The organism is Salimicrobium jeotgali, from assembly GCF_001685435.2.
GTDB classification, from domain to species: domain Bacteria; phylum Bacillota; class Bacilli; order Bacillales; family Halobacillaceae; genus Salimicrobium; species Salimicrobium album.
On sequence record NZ_CP011361.2, the window covers coordinates 116,306 to 136,582 of the forward strand.

The window sequence follows — 20,277 nt, forward strand, 5'->3', positions numbered from 1 at the left end:
TCGGCGCATCAAGAGCATTAAGTGAATAGAGGGGACTTAAAATGCAACAAGGTAATGCTTATAAAAAATTCGATACTATTTTTCACTCAGGTTTTTTAATACTTGGTTTAGCTATGATCATCGGATTTGTTTTCGATATCTTGGTTCCCGTTTACTTTGTTGTATTAGGGGTTTTGAATTTGATAGCCGGTATAGCTGGCATTTTCCATACTAAGAAAGATAGATATGATGAAAAGTATACATCTTAAGTAATTGGGCGTAGTCGTTGAATAAGCAATGTTCCTGAATATGGGGGGGGGTCTTGGAAAAAGATTTAACTAAGGTTATCTCTGTATATCTGTAACTGTTGTAAGTTCGCCTATGGTAAAAACAACACTTTTTTTGGAAAAATAAGCGTTTCTGAAGCGATGTCCATACGTCAGGCATCGCTTTTTTTGGAGTAAATCATTCTTTTTAAAGAATGTACGTTTCTTTTAATGTTGTACTGGTGTATAATTTATTGTAGTTAATCATAATGCTATGTTCCATCATCAATAAGATATCCGAAGAATTGAAAGCATCGATAGGGAGCGAGGACAAGAACACCGGCTTCCGAATCGATAAAGGGTATGGTCATCACACTACAAAGGATGAGGTGGGGTTATGATTGAATGGAAAGTATTGATACCGTTCTACTACACTGTGTATACCAGATTGAAGGATACGATGAACAGAATATCTTATATTACTACATTCTTCATACCGGTTCTTTTCGTTATATATTATTTTGATAGGAATATTGACCTTGTGGCTGTTATCTTAGGCTTTGTCGCATTGTTCAGTATATATGAAATCGGCTATTTAAAAAATGACATAGTAACTACGAAATTCGAGAAGAACCCGACCCTCAGGTTAGACAAAGAATCATACAGCATTCTTGATGAAAATCTGAAACGAGTCGTTTTATCAAAGTATATTATTGCTTTAGTTTCTCTCGTTGCGATCTGGTTGATGGGATACCAGGTGCTCATTCTCGGTTCTTTCCTGTTACTGATTGATTTGACATACAGAATCCATAATAGAGTCAGAGGGAGAACAGCTCTTATTACATTTATGGTTTTAAGTATTCTGAGGTATTCCGCCGTTCCTGTATTGTTCGTATCTGATCTATTTTCCGTTATAATGATTTTCACTATTACTATCGGTATCCTGAGGTTCATTGAAAAAGGTTCAAGGAAGAAATTTCATCTTAAATGGTTACAACATTTGTGCAAGGAAATAAATCAGTTCAGGGTTCTATATTATCTTTCTCTGGTTATAGTGGCTTTTGTCATCGATTTGAACAGCGTTTATTCTATTCTGGCTATGTATTATTTAATATACAGAACAATTATTTACCTGATGATAAGGATTAAAGCGAATAAGAATCAGATCGGCTTCACGTAATAGACCGATTTCGTACAATTAAACTGAAAATCGCTTCCTGCAACGCGACAGACTGCGCTGGAGGGAAAGCTCCACTCCGGTGAAGGGAGTCAGTCTGTTCTTAATAAGATAAAAAATAACATTATTTAAAACGAAATCTGGGTTTTTGCAACGTACTGTTGTATAATTCTAGTAAGAAATCAAAATCATTACCCTTAACTTCAACGAGCATGATTAGAAGGGGAGGTTCAGTAACTGAAACACTTATTGTTTTATTCTCAATAATGAATAAAAAGAAGTGTATTTTTTTAACCTTTATTGTTCTTTAAAAAGAACAAAAGATTATTTATAAAAAGTTCGTCGATAGGGGATGCATATGGAAAATATATTAATCAGAATCTCACGGAAATCGTTCGTAAGAAATGTAGCTATAGTGGCTTCCGGCACCGCTTCTGCACAAGTGATCATGGTTGTCAGTTCACAGTTTCTTACGAGAATCTATGGTCCGGAAGCTTTTGGGATGTTCGGTGTATATTCTTCAATTATTGCCATTATAACTCCGGTAGCTGCTCTGACATATCCGGTAGCTGTCGTTTTACCCAAATCGAAAGAGACAGCTATGGATCTGATGCGTCTTTCTTTTTACATTACTTTACTGGTAACGATGATTACAGCGGTTTTTCTGATGCTATTCAATGACATGGTAGTGTCCGCCTTCAATTTGGAGGAGGTCGCTTCCTTTCTTTACTGTCTCCCTCTAGTCATTTTTTTTACCGGGTGTCTTCAGATTATAGAACAATGGCTCATCCGTAATGATCAGTTCAAAATTACCGCTCGTGCCACCCTGGGACAGACGGCTATCATACAGACGGGTATGGTGGGAGCTGGTCTATTTAATCCTCTGGCTGCAATACTTATACTATTCACTTCGATGAACCAGGCCTTACGTTCTTTTATCATGATGGTAGGGGCGGGATACTTTAAACCGGTCAAGGTGATAAGTTTTTTAACAGAGATTAATGTACAAAAGATGCAGAAACTGGCGAAAAGATACTATGATTTTCCGGTATTCCGGAGTCCTCAACTGCTGCTGAACGGATTTTCGCAAGGGTTTCCTGTCCTCATGTTAAGCAGCTTCTTTTCTCCAGTCGCAGCAGGCTATTATGCTATAGGAAGAATGGCCCTGGATATGCCGACCAACCTGATCGGGAAAGCTATATCGGACGTTCTTTATCCCAGGATCTCACGAGGAGCAAATAATTTTGAAAAAATCACCCCGATACTGCTGAAGGCGACAGCGATGATGGGAGGAATCGGGCTCTTACCTTTTGGCCTTGTCATCCTGATCGGCCCCTGGCTATTCGAACTTGTTTTCGGGGAAGGCTGGTCGATGGCGGGGGAATATGCTGTATGGATCGCGGTCTGGGGCTGGACCAGGTTTCTGCGGGCGCCAAGTGTCAGTACGCTTCCCGTTTTGTCGGCGCAAGGGTTTCATCTTGGATTCACCATCTGTTCGCTGATTGTCCGGATATCTGCGATGTTTGCAGGATACCGGATATTCGGAGACGACCTTACAGCTGTAGCATGGTTCTGTATAAGTGGAGCATTCATGAACATCCGTCTCGTATTTATTACCTGGAAACGAACCCGTAGATTTGATGCACGGCAGAAGGAGATGGTATGAGGAGGAGCATGACTACTAAAGAATATGAGGCAGAATAATAGGAGAAAAGGTGCGGAATTTATAGAGATAGCTGGAAGGTTCCAAAGAAAGTGAAATTTATCCGGCTATAAAAAACAGGCTTGCGGGGACGGGCAAGGAATTGAAGGGCTGCCGGCGATTTAGCCGACAGCCTTTTTTTCTTCTATATACACGTACTGTCTATATGACTTACTTCAGACGGACGGGAAGTTCCGTAAGTCCGCGCATGAGTATGCCGGGACGCCACTCGAGATTGGAGGCGTCTGTACTCAGCTGCAGGTCAGGGAAACGTTCCAGCAGTGCCTGCAGGGAGACTTCGGCTTCCACTCTGGCAAGCGGAGCTCCGAGGCAGAAGTGCATGCCTTTCCCGAAAGCGAGGTGCTTGCTCCGGCCGCGTGTGATATCGAAGACGTCCGGGTCTTCAAATGCTTCCGGGTCACGGTTGGCTGCATCAAGAGCTACGAGTACGTGCTCCCCTCTGTGGATCGTCTGCCCCTGGAGTTCGACTGTTTCAGAAGCCCAGCGGTCGGTACTGAATTCGACCGGTCCTTCGAAACGGAGCATTTCTTCGATAGCCGGGCGCAGAAGACCAGGCTGTTCCTGAAGCTTGCGCATCTGTTCAGGGTGAGTCATTAGGGCGTACATACCGTTCGAGATAAGGTTCACCGTCGTTTCGTGCCCGGCGATAATTAACAGCGACACCACGCCGTACAGCTCCTGTTCGGAGAGGCGATCCCCGGATTCCTCTGCCTGAATGAGCTTACTAATCATGTCGTCCTGAGGGTTTTCCTGTCTGGATGTCATCCACTCCTGAAGATAAGCGGTGAATTCCTGCATATGCTGCTGCACTTTTTCAGCTTTCTCCGGATCGTTGGATGCTTCCACGAGGGTGTTGGACCAGGTACGGAATTTATCCCTGTCCTCACTCGGTACGCCGAGCATTTCACAAATAACGATAATAGGGAGCGGAAAAGCGAAATCATCGATCAGATCGATCTGGGAACGGTCCTGCATATCGTCGATAAGCTCGTTCGCGATTTCTGTAATTCTGCCACGGAGCTCTTCAATCATTCGCGGAGTAAAGGCCTGCTGCACGAGGCCGCGCAGACGTTTATGGTCCGGCGGATCGGCAAATAGCATATTCCGGGAGAAAATACTCTGATGCGCCTGGGCACGACTTTCTTCATCCAGAAAAACGGTGAAATCCTTAATAAAGCGCTGATCTTTCAGAACTGTTACAACATCTTCATACCTCGTTACAATCCAGGCATAATGCCCGTCCGGCATCAAGGTCCGGTGCACGGGAGCGTGCTGCTGGAGAGAATGGAAAGCGGGGTATGGATTCTGATTGAAAGCGTGGGTAAATAAATCGGCTTCCTGAGAGTTGGAATGATTCGTCATCGTGATTGTCTCCTTTGTAGAAAGCGTTCTCATAATTGTTTGAAAAAATACAGGAACATCCATTCCTGGGGAAGATACTGCAAATAATAGTTGATGACGGGGTGATTGTAAAAGAAAGGGGCTTGAATTAAATAAAATTTGCAATAGGAGACAAAATAAAAAACGAACTAACCAGACCTTTATCTGTCAGTTCGTTTCCTGCCACCACTTTTCTATAAGGTAGTATATATTTTTCTGTTTTGCTTGTTCAATTAGATAGTCTATATCCATATCCTCTTTATGAATCAGGAACATTCTATAAGCCCATTCATAATCTTCGTCCTCTTCAGGAAATTGTACAGAGAAGGCTACTCCTTCGAGCCGATGAATAATAATATCCTCTACTCCTATTACATAGATATTCTTACCATCAGGGAGAATGATTTCATAAACCCGGTCTTCATTTCCTTCAAGATAATTTGAAGGAATTTCCACTGCAATTTCTGTATCCAAATGATACCATGCTCTTTCTGTTCGAGTGAAACCCAGATTTTGAGTAAGAAGATGATCAAACAAATGCCACCCATCACTTACAAAATCTATATCATGGGTATGATAATCATTTCTTGTATAAATTTCAACAGATAATCCACCTACGACTATAGGTTTTATACCTTTTTTTTTAAAATAATCAGTGAGAAGTGCTGCAAATTCTAATTGACGTTCAAATTTGGGTTTATTCTCTAAAGATTTAAGGGCTCTTTTAAGGTCATTCACTGTAGTCATAATATAACTTCCTGTCTCCGAGTCTGGAGATTTTACCGGCTCTTACAGCCTTCTGCCAACGAGCCACAGATATTTCGTTCAGTGCCTGGACTTCACCGGGGGCACGGGTACGGGATTTCTTTTTTCTTTTTGAGGTGGAAGAAGTACGTATTGCAGCGTCAGCACTTTTAGAATGTTTTAAGATATTTTCATTAATCCGTTCCAAAGTAATAGTCCGCATTAATCTCAACACCCCTTTCCTCGATAAGTTTCTTTTCCTTTATGATACAATACTTTTCAGTTATTTAGAAGTTGTGAGCCTTTTGTTCACTTGAGTATATCGGCGTTTCTTATTGATTGAAGGGAGCCCGCCGTTTTGTGAATAATTAAGTGGTTTCCGGTCTGTATGTCAAAACGTATATTCATTCAAACCTTTTTTGATATTCTAGGAGCGGTTTTATTGAGTTTATTTCCTGTCTTGCTGGTCGTTTTCACTATATTTTATCCGTTTTTAGTCGAAGTAAGCAGCAGAAAAACCGTATGACTTTTTAGGAGAAGCAGTAAAAGAACATTCCGGGAATAAATTGCTATTGGCATAGTAAGGAGAAGATTCATTTTATGGAGAAAAAAACAAAAAATATCATTGGACCAACACTATTTGCCTTAGTAATAGTTGGAATGATCATAGGAATGTACTTCCTTGGAATAGTGGGCTTGTTTGAAATACTTGGTGTCCAGTATCAATCGAGCTGGTCTTTACTCCTTTTTGTAATAAGTATATTTATTCTGGGGTTGCCAATTGACCTGGTTTCAGGGGCTATGGCTGATTTATCTGTTGAAAAGGTAAGGGGAAAGACATCGGTGTTTGTCGTGCGATTTCTTTTTGGTTTTGCAACAAACTGGATCGCTATTTACATAGTGGATGTGTTCATGAGCAGTGTGGAACTGGCACTTGGGACAAGGTTGGTCATTTCCCTGATGTTAACGCTTTTTGAGATGGTAGTGGGGGCGGAAGAAATAAATGAAAAGAAGAAATAGGCTGAAATAAGATTCCCTCCCTGTTTATTCATTTTCGTATAAACCATTCCGAAGATAAGAAGGTGAAAAATGCTTATAAAAACAACAACAGCCTCTTTCATAGCTGGAATAATTCACATGATAATTATGGGTATCTTTGCCAGAAGGGATAATATAAACACTACTAGAGTATGAGGGAGCCGAATAATGTTTATTGTTTTAGTTACATTCTTATTACTGGAAGTATTCTAAAGAACATATCAAAATCAAATTAACAACCGGTTCTATCACTTATTGACTATGCGTGATAATGAGTCAGTTTAGTGCTGGAACTTACTTCCATACGAAGGTATCTTCGTATAGAAAACAATAACCGAAGTACCACTCGTTAGGAATGCCCTGTTAAAGAAAAATTTTTAATAAGTGCTTATCTTCTTCAATAAGATATTCTCCTTTTCAATAATAACTAAATGAAGCATGTAAGCCTTAATCTTGTTTATTCCTCCTATACATCATCGCCAGAAAAAACAAATAACAGCCTGTTACTGTCAAATATGCTATTAAGTAATTTAGAGTAAACAGCTCAATCTTGCTGGTTATTATTATTCGAATAGCGAAAAAAGCAAGTGGGAGAGCTACCAGTGCAGAAGCACAAAAACGAATCATTTTCTGGAAGTAGTGCAGTAAGTGATGATTCCATAATATTTTTCTGTTCGAAACAAACCATATATTGCTGCCCAGAAAAAAAAGAATCAATGGAAGGGAAGAGGAAATATTCATCTCTCCGAACAATATCGGAAGAGAGAGACCTCCCAAAGTAGCTATCGAAAACACTGTGTAGTATTTAATTAAATTATTATTCGACTTGTGATAATAACCAAGCTCGTCTTTATACTCTTCTGTTATTTCGTCTGCAATGACTTTAGGAGGAGCGAAATTATTTACGACGTCCTCAGGTATTTCTCTATCATTTACACTTTTTGAAGCGTCCAATTCAAGAGCATATTCATACAGTTCGGATTTTATTTCCTCGATATGTCGATAACGGTCGTCATTAGGCAGGCTCTTGAGATAGTAGCTCAATTTGTTTAGAAAGTTTTTTACTGTACTGCTTGAAAAAAACACGTCTTTGTTCATAGCTCGTAATTATTCTCCTTCCTCTAATAAGCTGACCAGTGCTTCATACACAGACTTTTGACTACGAAATCGATAGTCTAGTACTTCGCTCCCTTCTCTTGTAATACGATAATATTTTCTCTTCGGCCCATCTTCAGAGTCTTCCCAATAAACGTCCGCCCACTTGTTATTTGTGATTCTCCTTAGAATAGGGTAGATAGATCCATTTGGAATTTCAAAAACGGATGTTCTTTTTAACTCTCTGATAATTTGATACCCATACATCGGACGTTTACTGATCAAAGCTAGCACAGCGACTTCAAATACACCTTTTCTTAATTGAATAACCCATTTGTCATTTTCATCCATAATTCGATTCTACAATGAATTTCACTATATTTCAATGATATATAGTGGGTGGTTATGAGGTCGTTAAGGTGAGTATATAGATGCAGTAGATTTCTTTATCAAATCACGTTTTATCTCCCCTCGTTTCCATTATTATAAGAAATCTCGTATCCAACCGCGTCGATGATATAATGGTTACTAATTAAAAAGGAGGGATCCTGATGCCGGATTTAACGGACAACGTCGTACTCGTCACAGGAGGAAACCGGGGGCAGGGGCTGGCGATTGCCGCTCATCTTGCCGACCTTGGCGCCATAGTAGGCGTCGGCGCAAGAGATTATAAAGAAGCAGAAAAGAAAGCTCAGGAAATCGGTGCAGGACGGGCTTTTCCTGTCCGGCTCGATGTTACGAAGCAGGAAGACTGGAGAGACGCCGTCGATTACATAGTGGATAAATACGAACGGATCGACGCCCTCGTCAATAACGCAGGACTGCTGATACGCAAACCGCTGGAAGAGCTCACTGTGGAAGAATACGAGCAGATGATCCAGGTGAACCAGCTCGGCGTGTTTATGGGGATGCAGGCGGTGATTCCGCAGATGGAAAAGCAGAGAAAAGGATCGATTGTAAATAACGTATCGATTTCGGCATTCGCTCCTATCAGTCAGTCTTCTGCTTATGCAGCTACGAAGGCGGCGGTCGTTGCCATGTCGAAAGCGGCCGCTATCGAACAGGGACCAAAGGGGATACGGATAAATATGATCCACCCCGGAGGCGTGGAAACGGAAATGGCTACAGAAGGAAAAGGCGTTCCTGCGTTCTACGAGACAGTACCGCTCGGGCGGATCGGTCAGCCTCCTGAAATTGCACGTGCCGTCGCCTATCTGGCGTCGGATGACAGTTCCTACTGTACGGGAGCGGAGATCACTGTTGACGGAGGTATGACACTCGGTACTGCAGACAGGTAACGCTGACACCGGAGATCCCCTCTCTTTCGATTATAAAGGGGAGGGAGGGGTCGAATATGGCGGTTATCACAACTCGCACCGGTTCAGCGTTGAATATCCAGTTCCGTACAGGAAGAGACGTGGAAGGGAAGACGACGTATAAAACGAAGTCTTTCCGGAACGTCCGTACGGATGCCACGACGCAGTCGCTTTACGAAGTAGTGCTTAAGCTGAAAGATTTACAGCAGTACTCCATCGTCAAAGTGACGAGAGGAGATGAAGCACTTCTTAAAAAAACAGAACAGCAGTAAAAGGAAAAGTCGTCCTGCGAGGGCGGCTTTTTTTCATTCAGTGAAATAATTTCACCAGAACTGACACCGGATGCAGCAGCGTTTCGATTATAGGTGTGAAAGGAGGGAAACGCTGATGGCTCTTATGACACAACGAATCAACTCGACATTGAAACTGGATTTTGAAACAGGAGTGGACGAACTCGGCCAGCCGGTCTACAAGACGAAATCGTTCCGTAATGTCCGCACAGAAGCTACGGCCGAAGCACTTTACGCCGTTGCCGAAAAACTCGAATCACTGCAACAGTATCCGCTTTACGAAGTAACAAGAGACGATGAATCATCGATCGTCCATATCCAGGACTAAGGAGGAAGTAGAAAATGAAGAAATTAGAATTGAAGTTTCTTAATGAAGAAGAGAAAGTCGTAACCGTTTCTCTGGACGCCCCGGCAGAGCCGGCGGATCCCGTCGCTATCAACGCTGCGATGGACGAAATCATCGCCCAGGACTGTTTCTTGTCCTCCGGCGGCGGTCTCGTTTCCAAGAAACAGGCCCGCATTGTAGAACGTAACGTCAACGATATTCAAATCTAACACTGGGAAGCCGCCGTACAGGCGGCTTTTCCTGTAGGAGGGACCATTATGGACATGGGGGTACAGTTTCTGACGGACGTCGGTTTTCCGATCGCGGTCACATTTTACCTGCTGCACCGCATCGAAGGAAAACTGGACGTACTTATCGAAACGATCCATCAGCTGCCGGGAGATAAAGCCTGATTGAACTATTCAATAGTAAAACCCGCCTCTTTTCCCTCGCGTTTATACGACGTGGAGGAAAGGCGGGTTTTTCACATATAATCATCTAAATTTTTAGATTATAATGGTTCTTAGCGGGAAGACTGTATATATATCGGGATTATTCCCGACATTCACTATTCTCAAAGGAGGAGTATCACCCATGAAAGCAGCAGTATGGTATGGAAAAAAAGACTTGCGTGTAGAAGAGCGGGAAGAGAAACCTCTTAAAGATGATGAAGTGAAAGTCCGGGTCGGCTGGGCAGGTATTTGTGGAAGTGACCTTCATGAATATGAAGAAGGTCCTGTCTTCGTACCGAATGAAGAGAAAGATGAGCTTACAGGAGAACAGGCACCTCTTACCATGGGCCACGAGTTTGCCGGGGTCGTTGAGGAAGTTGGTGCGAATGTAAAGAATGTTAAAAAAGGGGACCGTGTAGCAATAAATCCTACGTTGACTCACGGCGATAAACCGGAAGACGTGGATATCTATGATGGGTTCAGTTTTATAGGCCTCCACGGTGATGGAGGATTTACGAAGTATGCCAACGTTCCGGAAGAAAATGCTTATCTTTTACCGGAGTCCATGACCTTGCAGGATGGCGCACTCGTAGAACCAACCGCAGTAGCTGTACAGGCAATAAAAGAAGCAGATATGTCGTTCGGTGATACGGTTGCTGTGTTTGGAGTCGGACCTATAGGTCTTGCTACGATTCTGGCTGCGAAGGCTGCCGGAGCTACAAGGATTATTGCTCTGGACCTTTCTGAAAAGCGTCTTCAGAAAGCGGCAGAGGTCGGGGCGACAGACGTTATCAATTCCGGAGAGAAAGATCCCGTAGAAGCAGTTCATGAACTGGAGTCGGACGGAGTAGACACAGCTTTTGAAGTAGCCGGAGTAGAACCTACCTTCAATCAGGCCATAAGCGTAACGAAGGCAAGAGGAACAATGGTGATTGTGTCTATTTTTTCTAAGGCTATTGAGTGGAACCCGATGCAGTTAACTGGAAGTGGTGTGAAACTGACCTCAACTATCGCCTATTCGCCGAGCACATTCCAGCGAACTATTGATCTTATGGGAACCGGACAGTTAAACCCTCGCGGAATAATTACGGATAAGATTAAACTCGATGATATTGTAGACAAAGGATTCGAAGCTTTGAGCAACGATAAATCTCAGGCGAAGATTCTTGTAGAATTGAGTGGAGAAAAATAATAAGAATATCTGAATTCTATAAATCACAGGGCGTCTGATGCTCTGTGATTTTTTGTGTACAGCCGGAATTGGTAGGTGTAACCGCGAAGAGTGTGTATAATGAAAGGTTAGATGCAAAAAAAGGAGTTCTGATGATGAATAAAATGCAGTTTTGGATGAAAATGCGGGACAGCTTCTGGTTCCTGCCTACCGTTTACAGCCTGCTGGCGCTTGTAGTAGTGACGATTACGAACACGATAGATACTTTTCTCGTGCCGGTCATTACCGACAACGTTCCGGCCACTTTTTTCCTGAGTAAATCGACAGCTTCCTCTATGTACGGGTCACTTATCACTTCTATGCTGACGATGACGACCATCAGTTTCTCGACTATTATGGTCGTGCTTACGACGTACACCACCCAATTTTCTCCGAGGACACTTCAGGACTTTATGAAAAGCAGAATTACCCAGCATGTGCTCGGCGTTTTCTCGTTCGGGTTCGTCTTTACACTGATCAACCTGTTTCTGCTCGGAAGCAGCAGTAAAAAAGAATTTCTCGGACCGTTCTTCACTGTTCTGGTCGCAATTATAAGTTTAGGATTCTTTATCCTGTTCATTCACCACTCTTCCCGTTTCCTTCAGGTGAACAGCCTGATCGGTAAAATACGCGGAGATGCTTCTGCTCTTATTGCGAATACGTTCCGGGAAAAAGAGTACAAAGAGGCTGTAGAGTGGGACGAACAGGAGATCGCCAAATGGGAGGATAAAGAGCCGTACGTCATTAAAGCGAAACAGTCAGGTTACCTGCAGGGGATAGAAATCAAGAGTCTCCTGACATACGCGAGAAATCACGACGTGCTGTTTGCGGCTGTCTTCCGTACCGGTGACTACATTCAAAAAGGTGCACCTCTGTTTTACTACTGGGAAAAGAATGAGACAGAAGAGGAGACGGATGTGGAAGCAGCCACGGACTACGTTCTGGTCGGAAACGAGCGGACGGACGTCCAGGACATTGAGTTTTCCATACAGAAGCTCGTGGAAATCGCGGTTCGCGCTATTTCCCCGGGAATAAACGATCCTCATACGGCCGTGAACTGCATTAACCGTATCGGATCTCTGATGGCAGAACTTGCAAGCGTCCATCGCCCGGTACGTTACTATGCAGACCAGGACGACGAACTCAGGTTCATGATGGAACCGAAGAAGTTCCGCGACTATCTGTACAAAGGTTTCTATCAGATCCGTCTGTACGGAAAGCAGGATCTCACCGTCATGGATGCAATGCTTGAAGGACTCTATAAAATAGCGATCGTTCACCACGGATATATTAAAGAAGAGACGTGGGAGTTCGCGAAGTATATCATCGAGTCGACCGACACTGATGAAATGCACGAAATCGATTATGACCGCTTCTATGAAACGTGCAAAAAAATGGCGGACGAGTGCGGGAAAGAATTACCTCTCGAGCGTGTAACAGGAGGTCGCGCGGCCATCTAATAAAGATAAAGTTTAAAAAGTCCTGAACGGCTGAATTGCCTTCAGGACTTTTTCTGTGGATATGACTAACTCCTCAAAATCTTTTTCATCGCTTTCCCTTTTGCCAGCTCATCCACCAGTTTGTCCAGGTAGCGGATCTCCTGCATAATTGGTTCTTCGATATCCTCTACACGTACTCCGCAAATAACGCCCGTAATCATTTTCCTCGAAGGGTTAAGAGCGGGGGCTGCCTCAAAGAACGTTTCGAAATCTGTTCCCTGTTCGAGCTGCTTGTCGAGCTGTTCCTGACTGTACCCTGTCAGCCAGCGGGTGATTTCATCGACTTCTTCCCCGGAGCGCCCCTTTTTCTCCGCTTTCGTAATGTAATGGGGATACACTTTCGCAACACTCATAGTGTAGATTTTGTGCTTCGCCATCCTCTCGCCTCCTTTTACCGTTTTCTTATTCTTATCATACCACGGTGTACCGGGGTGCTACCGCTTTAAAACTTTCACATTTTCCAGTACGTCCGCCGGCTGATTATCCACTTTTTTAATGATGGAGATGCCTCCGTTCGTCTCAAGCACTACGGCTTCCACGAGGGCGAGCGAGCCGATCCCGTTCTGCCGCGCCACCTGCAGAACCTCGACTTCGGCGATACGTGTTTTCCGCAAAGCTTCCGGATAAAATTCTCCTTCGTAAAAAAGCAGGACCGGCTGCGATTTGACCAGCTTTGCGAACGTTTTTGACCTCACACTTATCCACGTTACGAGGAACTGCAGCAGGTTAAGCAGGCCGAGTGCCAGAAAACCTTCGGCAAGCGATATGTCTTTCGTTATTAAAAACGAGCCCACGAGCGTACCGAAAGCGACCGTGATGATCCAGTCGAATATATTGAACGTCGACGGGGTCCGTTTCCCCGTAAGCCGGAGGAGAAGAATGACGGAAGGGTAGATGATGATTCCTTTTAATAGTATATTCCAGAGTTCGGTCCAGTTGTCGAAGAACATAGTACATCTCCTTTTGATAAGTCATGCTCACGTATTTTTCCATTCCCGTCTAAAAAGAAGAAAATCCGCATATTTCATGACGGATAGAGACTGCATGATTTTTTAATTTTTCCCGTTATCGCAAAGCCTTCGCTTTCTTCTCTTCATCCCCGGCCAGAGCTTTGCCGGGAACCAGTTTCCGGTAGAGCTCTGCAAACTTCATACCGAGTTCCGCACTGAAGAATCCGAGGAGGACACCGCACAACAGGGAAATCGTTATGACGAACCAGTCCCCGCCGGAAGCGAAAGCGGAGAAGGCTCCGACGAAGATTCCGGGTGTGTAGTTCATAGGTTTTACGGAACCGAGCAGCACCATAATCGTCGTGACGATACCGCTCAGTATTGCCATCCCGGCGGAAAAGTCGGCAGCCGAGGCGAGTACGAGAATGACCATGCCGCAGGCGACTCCCGTCACATTCGTGATGGTAGCAGTGGCAAGCGCCCGCCATCTTCCTGTCCCTACTGCGAAAAACGTCGTGCACCCGGCAAATCCTGCCCAGATAAGCATACCGAACAATGGTGCGATATATGTCCAAATTCCACTCAGCAGGCCGGTCGCCAGTGCAGTGGCCATAGTTCTCATCTCCTTCTTTATCCAAGCCTTCACTTACTGATGCGAAACTATAATATATAACGCTTCCCTCCGGTTGTAAATCATTAATTATCACACCTTCCGTCACGAAGAAAAAATAAATGGATGATATCGCTCGGACCCCTGCCATGAAAGGAAAAAAACAGACGATGAATTGTCGATGCAGAGGGAACGATTCGTTCTATTTAAAATAATCAGAAAAATAGCACAATATCTATTGACGTATCTTTCGTTACCTCCTATTCTAGAGTTAATTCATATATCGAAATCGAATTTCGTATATTAGAAAAAGGTGGTGAAGTTATGACCTTGTCAAAACCTCGCGTGCGCTACGGAATAGAAGATGCCATCCGGCCGGCCCAGGAAGTGATGAGTCCGGAACGGATCGGATCGTTCCGTATAACCAGTCTGAGTTTCTCCCGAAGTATTCTGCGACGCATGAAGAAGGAAAACTGGAAAGTGGAGCAGTCCCGGTTCAACTTGAACGGAGACGGGCACGGCGAAGCTGTTTATCATATAGAAACGTCTCACGGTACGTTTTCTTTCATAGCGGTTTCGCAGGATCTCGAGGAACATGAGCGCAGCGACCGGGTGATTTCCGAGAAATGGGATATTACGTTCGCTCTATGTGAAGGAGAGCTTTCCGAGGAGAAGATTGAGCACCTGAAGCAGGAACTTCCGAAACAGGAAGCGGGAAGAGGGACGGTCCAGGACCTCGTATGGTCGAGGGCGAACCGCAGCTCACGAATTTTCGACTATATTTTGAAGGCGCTTACAAAAGAACGGCAGCCAGATCCTGATTCGCTTGCCGAAGTCGGGTACATTCTGCGGACGACCGCTTTTTACGGGAACGGGAAGTTCGGACTGGCCCCATTTGAAAAAATGATGGAGGACCACCCTTTCGAAGGTGCTTTCCGGGCCCAGATGTTCGCTGCATTCATGCTGCGGCAGTTCAGTTTCGATATGGTCGAGCATATGGCCAGAAGCCGGAATCCGGACGCTCCTCCGCTCGACAGCCGTCTCAAACGTTATCTCGGTATCGGCAATGCCACGGGCCTCGGGATGGTACCTTTTCTGATTTTCCACCCTAAACTGATTCATCAGTGGGTGTATTTGCGGGAACTGGCGCTGGCAAGGTCCAAAGTCGAGGAGATCACGCTTATGAAGGTGGACTCCCTGCTGGAGTGGCTGCGCCCGGCGATCGACTACTTCACTCACTATCCGGTGAAAGAGACGGGCATTTTTGAAAGCGGGGATACGATAGCGGAAGAATTGAGAACAATCGAACGGGAACTGGTTCTCCTTAAAGAAGAGCTTCCGTTCCGGGAAGGGCGGCAGTGGGTTCCGTTCATAGAGAGCCTGCTCCCCGGACTGTCCGCGGAGACTCAGGAAGTTCTGAACTCCCTGATGATCGAAATCTATCCGGAGAAGAACGAGGAACTGGAAAACTATACGGTCGTCAGCGAAGAGATGGAGCTGGATCCTGCGATGAAAATAGGTCAGCTGCTGGCTCTTATCAAATATCAGTACGAATGGTGCTTCCAGTATGATTTCGCAAAGCGGGACGAGAAACATTTCTTCTGGTACCGCTCCATAGAAAAAGAAGAACCGCGCATCGCGGTACGGGGCGAGGAGCCGGGGGATGAACACGAGATGAGGATGAACATCGCCGAGCTCGTCCAAAAGGTCACGGTGCTTTTGGAGGAGTGGAACCGGGAAGATAAAGTGGCGAAATTCATTTTCCGCTACCCGGAATTCAAAGGCGTCATCCGCCGCGTCCAGTCCCTGGAAAACCACGACTATGCGGAGATCCACGGTAACCTGCTTCAAAAGGACATGATTCCTATTTATCTGATGAGATGCAAACTGTCCTTTTTCGGCGGGGAACGGTTCGATCCGAAATCCAACCGGTGGGTGCGGATCACCCTCTTTCAGGGGGCGCCGTTAGTGGAAGATGTGGAAAACGACGAACCGGTGGAATGGATGTTTCCGAAACTACCAGCATTGGAGGAAGAAGCATGACGTTGATAAAAGAAGAAACGGCAACGGGAACGATGATGGTAATCGATGGTCTGGAGCTGAGTAACTGGGACAGGGATTTTCTTCTGGAACTTCAAAAAGGCGGCGTCACCTGCGTGCACGCCTGCTGCGGGCTATGGGAGAACGCCCGGGAAACGTTGAGCAAAGTATCCGAGTGGTACCGGTTTTTCCGCGAGCATGACGATCTCGTTCTTCCCGTGAAAAGGGGAGAGGATATACGGAAGGCACAGGATGAAGGAAAGATAGGCATCATTCTCGGTACGCAGAACACTTCCGCTCTGGAAGATGAACTCGGCCTCGTGGAAGTGTTCGAACAGCTCGGCATCAAGATCATGCAGCTGACGTACAACAACCAGAACCTGATTGGGAGCAGCTGCTACGAGGAAAACGATGCCGGTCTTTCGCGGTACGGTAAGCTCATCGTGGAGGAGATGAACCGGGTGGGTATGGTGATCGATCTTTCTCACGTCGGCGAACAGACCTCACTCGATGCCATCCGTCACAGCGAGCGGCCGGTCGCCATCACCCACGCCAACCCCGACTGGATTTATCCGAGCCGGAGGAACAAGTCGCGTGAGGTGCTGCAGGCGCTGAAAGATAATGGAGGCGTCCTCGGTCTCTGCGCCTACCCGCACCTGATCAACGGACCGGAAACGAGTATCGATGAGTTCGTCGATCTGATCGTAGAGACGATCGATTTCATGGGCGTCGAGCACGTCGCCATCGGAACGGATCTGACCCTGAACATGTCCGACGATTTTCTCCACTGGATGAGGATGGGACGCTGGACGCACGACATGGACTACGGCGCAGGATCGAAAAGTAACCCGTCCTGGCCGACGTGGCCGTCCTGGTTCAAGGGACCGGCCGACTTCCCGAATATATCCGACGCTTTACTGGACAGAGGGGTGAGCCGCGAAGATGTAGCATCCGTGATGGGCGGGAACTGGTATCGTTTCTTCGACGAAAGTTTCCGCCGCCAAAAGGAGATGTAAGTATGAGAGTAACATTTCAGGAACTGTTTGATTTATGCCGGAAGGTGCTCGATTCATGCGGACTGCCGGACGGGTGCCGGGAAGACTGTGCGGAGCTGATCACCTGGTCCGAATGTGTCGGGTACGGCGGGATGAAAGTACTGTGTGAGGACATCGACAGACTGAAAGCGCGGGAGATCCACCAGATCGACTACAGGGATGTGACGGAAGAACTTATAGAAGTGGAGGGGGCGGGATTTCCGGATTACGTACTCGCCAAGATCTCCCTCGACCTGGTCGAGTCGCAGATAAGTTACCGTCCGCAGACGGTGCACGGGGTGATCCGCTCCTCGAGACCGACGGCCCTTCTCTGTTATGAAGCCGTCCGGATAGCCAAGCGGGGCAAAGGGGGGCTCGTTCACTGGAAAGAGGGAGGGGAATCCTGGTGGGCTTTCGCGTTCCCGGGAGACGCCCATCCGATCGTCATGAGCGGGGAGGCGGTTCACGACTCCCTGCCGGCCTGTCATCACATTACGGAGGAGTCCTATGACTATATTCTGCAGGCGACGACGGAAAGGAAAGATTTGAAAAAAGCGGTGAACAGCATTCTTGATAACGAAACGTTCGACCGGCTCATATCCTATGAAGAGCACGAGCACGTGTGGAACGAGTCCCGGAGAGAAGGGGCTCTCGTAGACGAAGGACAGTGGAAGATACTGAGTGAAGAAGCGAAAAACGTACTGGTGGAATCGTCGGAGCGTTCGAGACTATTCGGAACGGGCGATCAGGCCAGGTAATACCGAAGGAGGATATATAATATGGCACTTACAAAAACACAGGAACTGCAGAACTACATCGGAGGACAATGGGTCACACCAGGCAGCGACGACACGTTCGAAGATACCAATCCGGCGGACACGAGAGAAGTGCTCGCCATCGTCAGACAGTCCAATGAGAGTGATGCGGATGCAGCTATCGAAGCGGCTGCCGGGGCAGAAGCTTCCTGGAAGAACACGCCGGCTCCGGCCAGGGGCGGATATTTGAACAAGCTTGCAGAAAAGATGCGCGAGCGTCAGGACGATCTCACCCGCGCCATCGTCCAGGAGATGGGCAAGACGTATAACGAAGCGAAAAAAGAAGTGCTGTTCGCAGCCGGCATCGCCGACTTTTATGCAGCGGAAGGACGAAGAATCACCGGTAAAGTCATCCCTGCCGATATGGAGAACATCCAGATCCAGACAGTACCGGAACCGCTCGGCGTCGCTCTTATCGTAACACCGTGGAACTTCCCGCTTTCGATTCCGACGTGGAAGATCGCCCCGGCTGTCGCTGCAGGGAACACGGTCGTACTGAAAACGTCTTCGGAAACACCGCTTCTCGGGAAGATGTTCATGGAAATGATAGAAGCGTCCGGATTCCCGGCAGGGGTCGTCAACCAGGTAATCGGACCCGGCAGGCTCGTAAGCCATATGATTGACCATCCGTCCGTGGACGCGGTATCCTTCACAGGGTCCAACCCGGTAGGAAAGAAAATCTACGAACAGGCCAACAAGCACATGAAACGTGTCCACATGGAAATGGGCGGAAAGAACCCGCTCCTCGTACTGAGCGACGCGGACCTTGACGAGGCAGTGGATGTAGCTGTGAAAGGAAGTCTCGGCCAGACGGGTCAGGCGTGTACGGCTACAGGCAGAGTGATCGTCGAAGAGGCGGTCTACGACGAATTTGTACAGAAGGTCAAAGCGGAAGTGGAGAAATTCAGACTCGGAAGCGGTCTGGATGAACAGGTGCACATGGGACCTCAGGTAAGTGACTCGGAGAAGCAGTCCACGCTTGAGCTGATCAACAGCGCCGTCGGGGAAGGTGCCGAGCTGCTCGTCGGAGGAAGTGCTCCGTCCGGGGAGGCGTACGAGCACGGACATTTCGTACAGCCGACTCTCCTCGCCGGAGTGACGAGAGAGATGAGGATTGCACACGAGGAAGAGTTCGGTCCGGTCATCTCGGTTATGAAAGCGTCGAACCTGGATGAGGCCATCGAAATCGCCAATGACACGGACTTCGGTCTGACAGCTTCCGTCTGCACGAACGACTCCAACAGCATGACGAGAGCCCTCAATGAAATCGAAGCCGGGCTCGTCAAAGCGAACATGCCGACGACGGGCACGTTCTTCCAGGCACCGTTCGGCGGGTACAAGCAATCCGGTTCCGGATCATTCAAGGAGCTGGGCCGTGAGGGTATGGACTTCTTCACGAAAACGAAAACGAAATATATCAAGACGAAGTAAGAGTGACTCACGATAAGGGTGTTCCCTTGTCGTGAGTACTATTCATTTAACGGAAGAAGGTGAGTATATGACGACAAAACCGGCACATTCTACGACAGTGCTCAGAGCGATCCATATCATCAACGTGTTATCGGAATCAAGAGGACCTCAGAGTATCAGTGACATCAGTGAGCAGCTGGGCTATTCCCAGACCGTCGTCCACCGCCTGCTGCAGACGTTGAAATCGGAAGGGCTCGTCATCCAGGATTCCAAATCGAAATTGTATTCCCTCGGGTCTGCATTTTTGAGCTATGCGAATAAACTGCTGGCGGATATGCCGCTCGCTCCCGTCATCGACCCGTGGCTGACGGAATTAAGGGATGCGACGAAAGAAACGGTCGGCTTCTACGTCCCGGCCGGGCAGTACCGCGTCTGTACCATCGAACACGAAAGTCAGGAAGAGATCCGCAGATCCGTCGGCGTCGGCAAACGGCTCCCTGTGTACAAAGGAGCAAGCGGCCGGGCCATCCTTGCATTCGAGCCGAAAGACATTCAGGAAAAAATCATACAAACGCTTCCCGAAGAAGAGCGGGAGGATCTTGTGTATAAGCTCGAACAGACCGCAAGAGACGGCTTCGCCACGAATGAAGGGGAAATCAGTGCGAACGTATCCGCCTTATCGGCTCCGGTCCTGGACCACAAGGAGCGGGTCATCGGAGCTATGTCGATTTCGGGTCCTTCTTTCCGGTGGAACAGGGAAACGATGCAGGAGTATATACCGCAGCTGCTGAAAGCGACCGCGGAAATTACGGATTCGCTGCGATAATAGAATATATTGAATCGGGCGCGGGGGCATCTTTCTATTATAAGGTGTCCACGTGCCGTAATTTTACCCTGTATAGTTGTCTGAACAATCAGAATAAT

At 46.7% G+C, this 20,277-nt stretch carries 24 protein-coding genes; 16 read left to right on the forward strand and 8 right to left on the reverse strand.

Annotated features, from left to right (window positions below; genetic code table 11):
* Positions 1–41: 41 nt before the first annotated feature.
* From AAV35_RS00625 to AAV35_RS00635, 3 genes are all read left to right on the forward strand, one after another.
* The gene (locus tag AAV35_RS00625; protein WP_008592134.1) at positions 42–248 is read left to right on the forward strand and encodes a hypothetical protein; all 207 of its coding nucleotides are present in this window, start codon (positions 42–44) and stop codon (positions 246–248) included.
* 394 nt (positions 249–642) lie between these two features.
* Positions 643–1,425 (forward strand): hypothetical protein, encoded by a 783-nt coding sequence (locus AAV35_RS00630; RefSeq protein ID WP_008592131.1) that lies wholly within the window; start codon positions 643–645, stop codon positions 1,423–1,425.
* A gap of 355 nt (positions 1,426–1,780) precedes the next feature.
* A complete protein-coding gene (locus AAV35_RS00635) occupies positions 1,781–3,088 on the forward strand; it encodes a lipopolysaccharide biosynthesis protein (RefSeq protein WP_008592129.1) in 1,308 nt (435 codons plus the stop codon).
* A gap of 207 nt (positions 3,089–3,295) precedes the next feature.
* On the opposite strand, the gene AAV35_RS00640 is transcribed toward AAV35_RS00635, so the two are convergent.
* From AAV35_RS00640 to AAV35_RS00650, 3 genes are all read right to left on the reverse strand, one after another.
* On the reverse strand, positions 3,296–4,507 hold the full coding sequence (locus AAV35_RS00640) for a cytochrome P450 family protein (RefSeq protein ID WP_008592128.1): 1,212 nt from the start codon (positions 4,505–4,507) through the stop codon (positions 3,296–3,298).
* 186 nt (positions 4,508–4,693) lie between these two features.
* Positions 4,694–5,272: a DUF6036 family nucleotidyltransferase gene (locus tag AAV35_RS00645; RefSeq protein ID WP_008592127.1), complete on the reverse strand. Its 579-nt coding sequence runs from the start codon at positions 5,270–5,272 to the stop codon at positions 4,694–4,696.
* Entirely contained in the window at positions 5,256–5,492 is a 237-nt protein-coding gene (locus AAV35_RS00650; RefSeq protein ID WP_008592126.1) for a hypothetical protein, read from the reverse strand. The genes AAV35_RS00645 and AAV35_RS00650 overlap by 17 nt, the downstream gene beginning before the upstream one ends.
* A gap of 377 nt (positions 5,493–5,869) precedes the next feature.
* Here AAV35_RS00650 and AAV35_RS00655 point away from each other — a divergent pair, with 377 nt between their 5' ends.
* Positions 5,870–6,289, forward strand: a complete 420-nt coding sequence (locus AAV35_RS00655; protein WP_008592124.1) for a YrvL family regulatory protein — start codon at positions 5,870–5,872, stop codon at positions 6,287–6,289.
* A 465-nt stretch (positions 6,290–6,754) separates the two neighbouring features.
* Here AAV35_RS00655 and AAV35_RS00660 read toward each other — a convergent pair whose 3' ends face one another.
* Both AAV35_RS00660 and AAV35_RS00665 read right to left on the reverse strand, forming a co-directional pair.
* Positions 6,755–7,405: an HAAS signaling domain-containing protein gene (locus AAV35_RS00660; protein ID WP_008592122.1), complete on the reverse strand. Its 651-nt coding sequence runs from the start codon at positions 7,403–7,405 to the stop codon at positions 6,755–6,757.
* A 9-nt stretch (positions 7,406–7,414) separates the two neighbouring features.
* Positions 7,415–7,753 (reverse strand): PadR family transcriptional regulator, encoded by a 339-nt coding sequence (locus tag AAV35_RS00665; protein WP_008592121.1) that lies wholly within the window; start codon positions 7,751–7,753, stop codon positions 7,415–7,417.
* A 200-nt stretch (positions 7,754–7,953) separates the two neighbouring features.
* Between AAV35_RS00665 and AAV35_RS00670 the strand changes: the two genes are divergently transcribed.
* From AAV35_RS00670 to AAV35_RS00700, 7 genes are all read left to right on the forward strand, one after another.
* On the forward strand, positions 7,954–8,700 hold the full coding sequence (locus tag AAV35_RS00670; RefSeq protein WP_008592120.1) for an SDR family NAD(P)-dependent oxidoreductase: 747 nt from the start codon (positions 7,954–7,956) through the stop codon (positions 8,698–8,700).
* A 56-nt stretch (positions 8,701–8,756) separates the two neighbouring features.
* Positions 8,757–8,990 (forward strand): DUF1659 domain-containing protein, encoded by a 234-nt coding sequence (locus tag AAV35_RS00675; protein WP_008592119.1) that lies wholly within the window; start codon positions 8,757–8,759, stop codon positions 8,988–8,990.
* Positions 8,991–9,105: 115 nt separating this feature from the next.
* A complete protein-coding gene (locus tag AAV35_RS00680; RefSeq protein ID WP_008592118.1) occupies positions 9,106–9,336 on the forward strand; it encodes a DUF1659 domain-containing protein in 231 nt (76 codons plus the stop codon).
* Positions 9,337–9,350: 14 nt separating this feature from the next.
* Entirely contained in the window at positions 9,351–9,563 is a 213-nt protein-coding gene (locus tag AAV35_RS00685) for a DUF2922 domain-containing protein (protein WP_008592117.1), read from the forward strand.
* Between the two features lie 48 nt (positions 9,564–9,611).
* A complete protein-coding gene (locus AAV35_RS00690; protein ID WP_008592115.1) occupies positions 9,612–9,746 on the forward strand; it encodes a YvrJ family protein in 135 nt (44 codons plus the stop codon).
* Between the two features lie 181 nt (positions 9,747–9,927).
* A complete protein-coding gene (locus tag AAV35_RS00695; RefSeq protein ID WP_008592113.1) occupies positions 9,928–10,977 on the forward strand; it encodes a 2,3-butanediol dehydrogenase in 1,050 nt (349 codons plus the stop codon).
* Between the two features lie 134 nt (positions 10,978–11,111).
* Positions 11,112–12,455: a DUF2254 domain-containing protein gene (locus tag AAV35_RS00700; RefSeq protein ID WP_008592112.1), complete on the forward strand. Its 1,344-nt coding sequence runs from the start codon at positions 11,112–11,114 to the stop codon at positions 12,453–12,455.
* Positions 12,456–12,520: 65 nt separating this feature from the next.
* Here AAV35_RS00700 and AAV35_RS00705 read toward each other — a convergent pair whose 3' ends face one another.
* The 3 genes from AAV35_RS00705 to AAV35_RS00715 all read right to left on the reverse strand — a co-directional run bounded on the left by AAV35_RS00705 (position 12,521) and on the right by AAV35_RS00715 (position 14,057).
* Positions 12,521–12,871, reverse strand: a complete 351-nt coding sequence (locus AAV35_RS00705; protein WP_008592111.1) for a DUF2200 domain-containing protein — start codon at positions 12,869–12,871, stop codon at positions 12,521–12,523.
* Between the two features lie 57 nt (positions 12,872–12,928).
* Positions 12,929–13,444, reverse strand: coding sequence for a DUF421 domain-containing protein (locus tag AAV35_RS00710; RefSeq protein ID WP_008592110.1), 516 nt, complete (start codon positions 13,442–13,444; stop codon positions 12,929–12,931).
* Positions 13,445–13,559: 115 nt separating this feature from the next.
* Positions 13,560–14,057 carry a DUF1097 domain-containing protein gene (locus AAV35_RS00715; protein WP_008592109.1) on the reverse strand — a complete coding sequence of 166 codons (498 nt, stop codon included), beginning with the start codon at positions 14,055–14,057 and terminating at the stop codon, positions 13,560–13,562.
* 321 nt (positions 14,058–14,378) lie between these two features.
* On the opposite strand from AAV35_RS00715, the gene AAV35_RS00720 reads away from it, so the two are divergent.
* The 5 genes from AAV35_RS00720 (at position 14,379) to AAV35_RS00740 (ending at position 20,179) form a co-directional block, all read left to right on the forward strand.
* Positions 14,379–16,097, forward strand: a complete 1,719-nt coding sequence (locus tag AAV35_RS00720) for a hypothetical protein (RefSeq protein ID WP_008592108.1) — start codon at positions 14,379–14,381, stop codon at positions 16,095–16,097.
* On the forward strand, positions 16,094–17,110 hold the full coding sequence (locus AAV35_RS00725) for a membrane dipeptidase (protein WP_008592107.1): 1,017 nt from the start codon (positions 16,094–16,096) through the stop codon (positions 17,108–17,110). Before AAV35_RS00720 ends, AAV35_RS00725 begins: the two co-directional genes overlap by 4 nt.
* Before the next feature lie 2 nt (positions 17,111–17,112).
* Complete coding sequence (locus tag AAV35_RS00730) at positions 17,113–17,886, forward strand: hypothetical protein (RefSeq protein ID WP_008592106.1); 774 nt, start codon at positions 17,113–17,115, stop codon at positions 17,884–17,886.
* Positions 17,887–17,907: 21 nt separating this feature from the next.
* Positions 17,908–19,374, forward strand: a complete 1,467-nt coding sequence (locus AAV35_RS00735; protein WP_008592105.1) for an aldehyde dehydrogenase family protein — start codon at positions 17,908–17,910, stop codon at positions 19,372–19,374.
* 67 nt (positions 19,375–19,441) lie between these two features.
* On the forward strand, positions 19,442–20,179 hold the full coding sequence (locus AAV35_RS00740) for an IclR family transcriptional regulator (protein WP_102335285.1): 738 nt from the start codon (positions 19,442–19,444) through the stop codon (positions 20,177–20,179).
* The last annotated feature ends 98 nt before the right edge of the window (positions 20,180–20,277 follow it).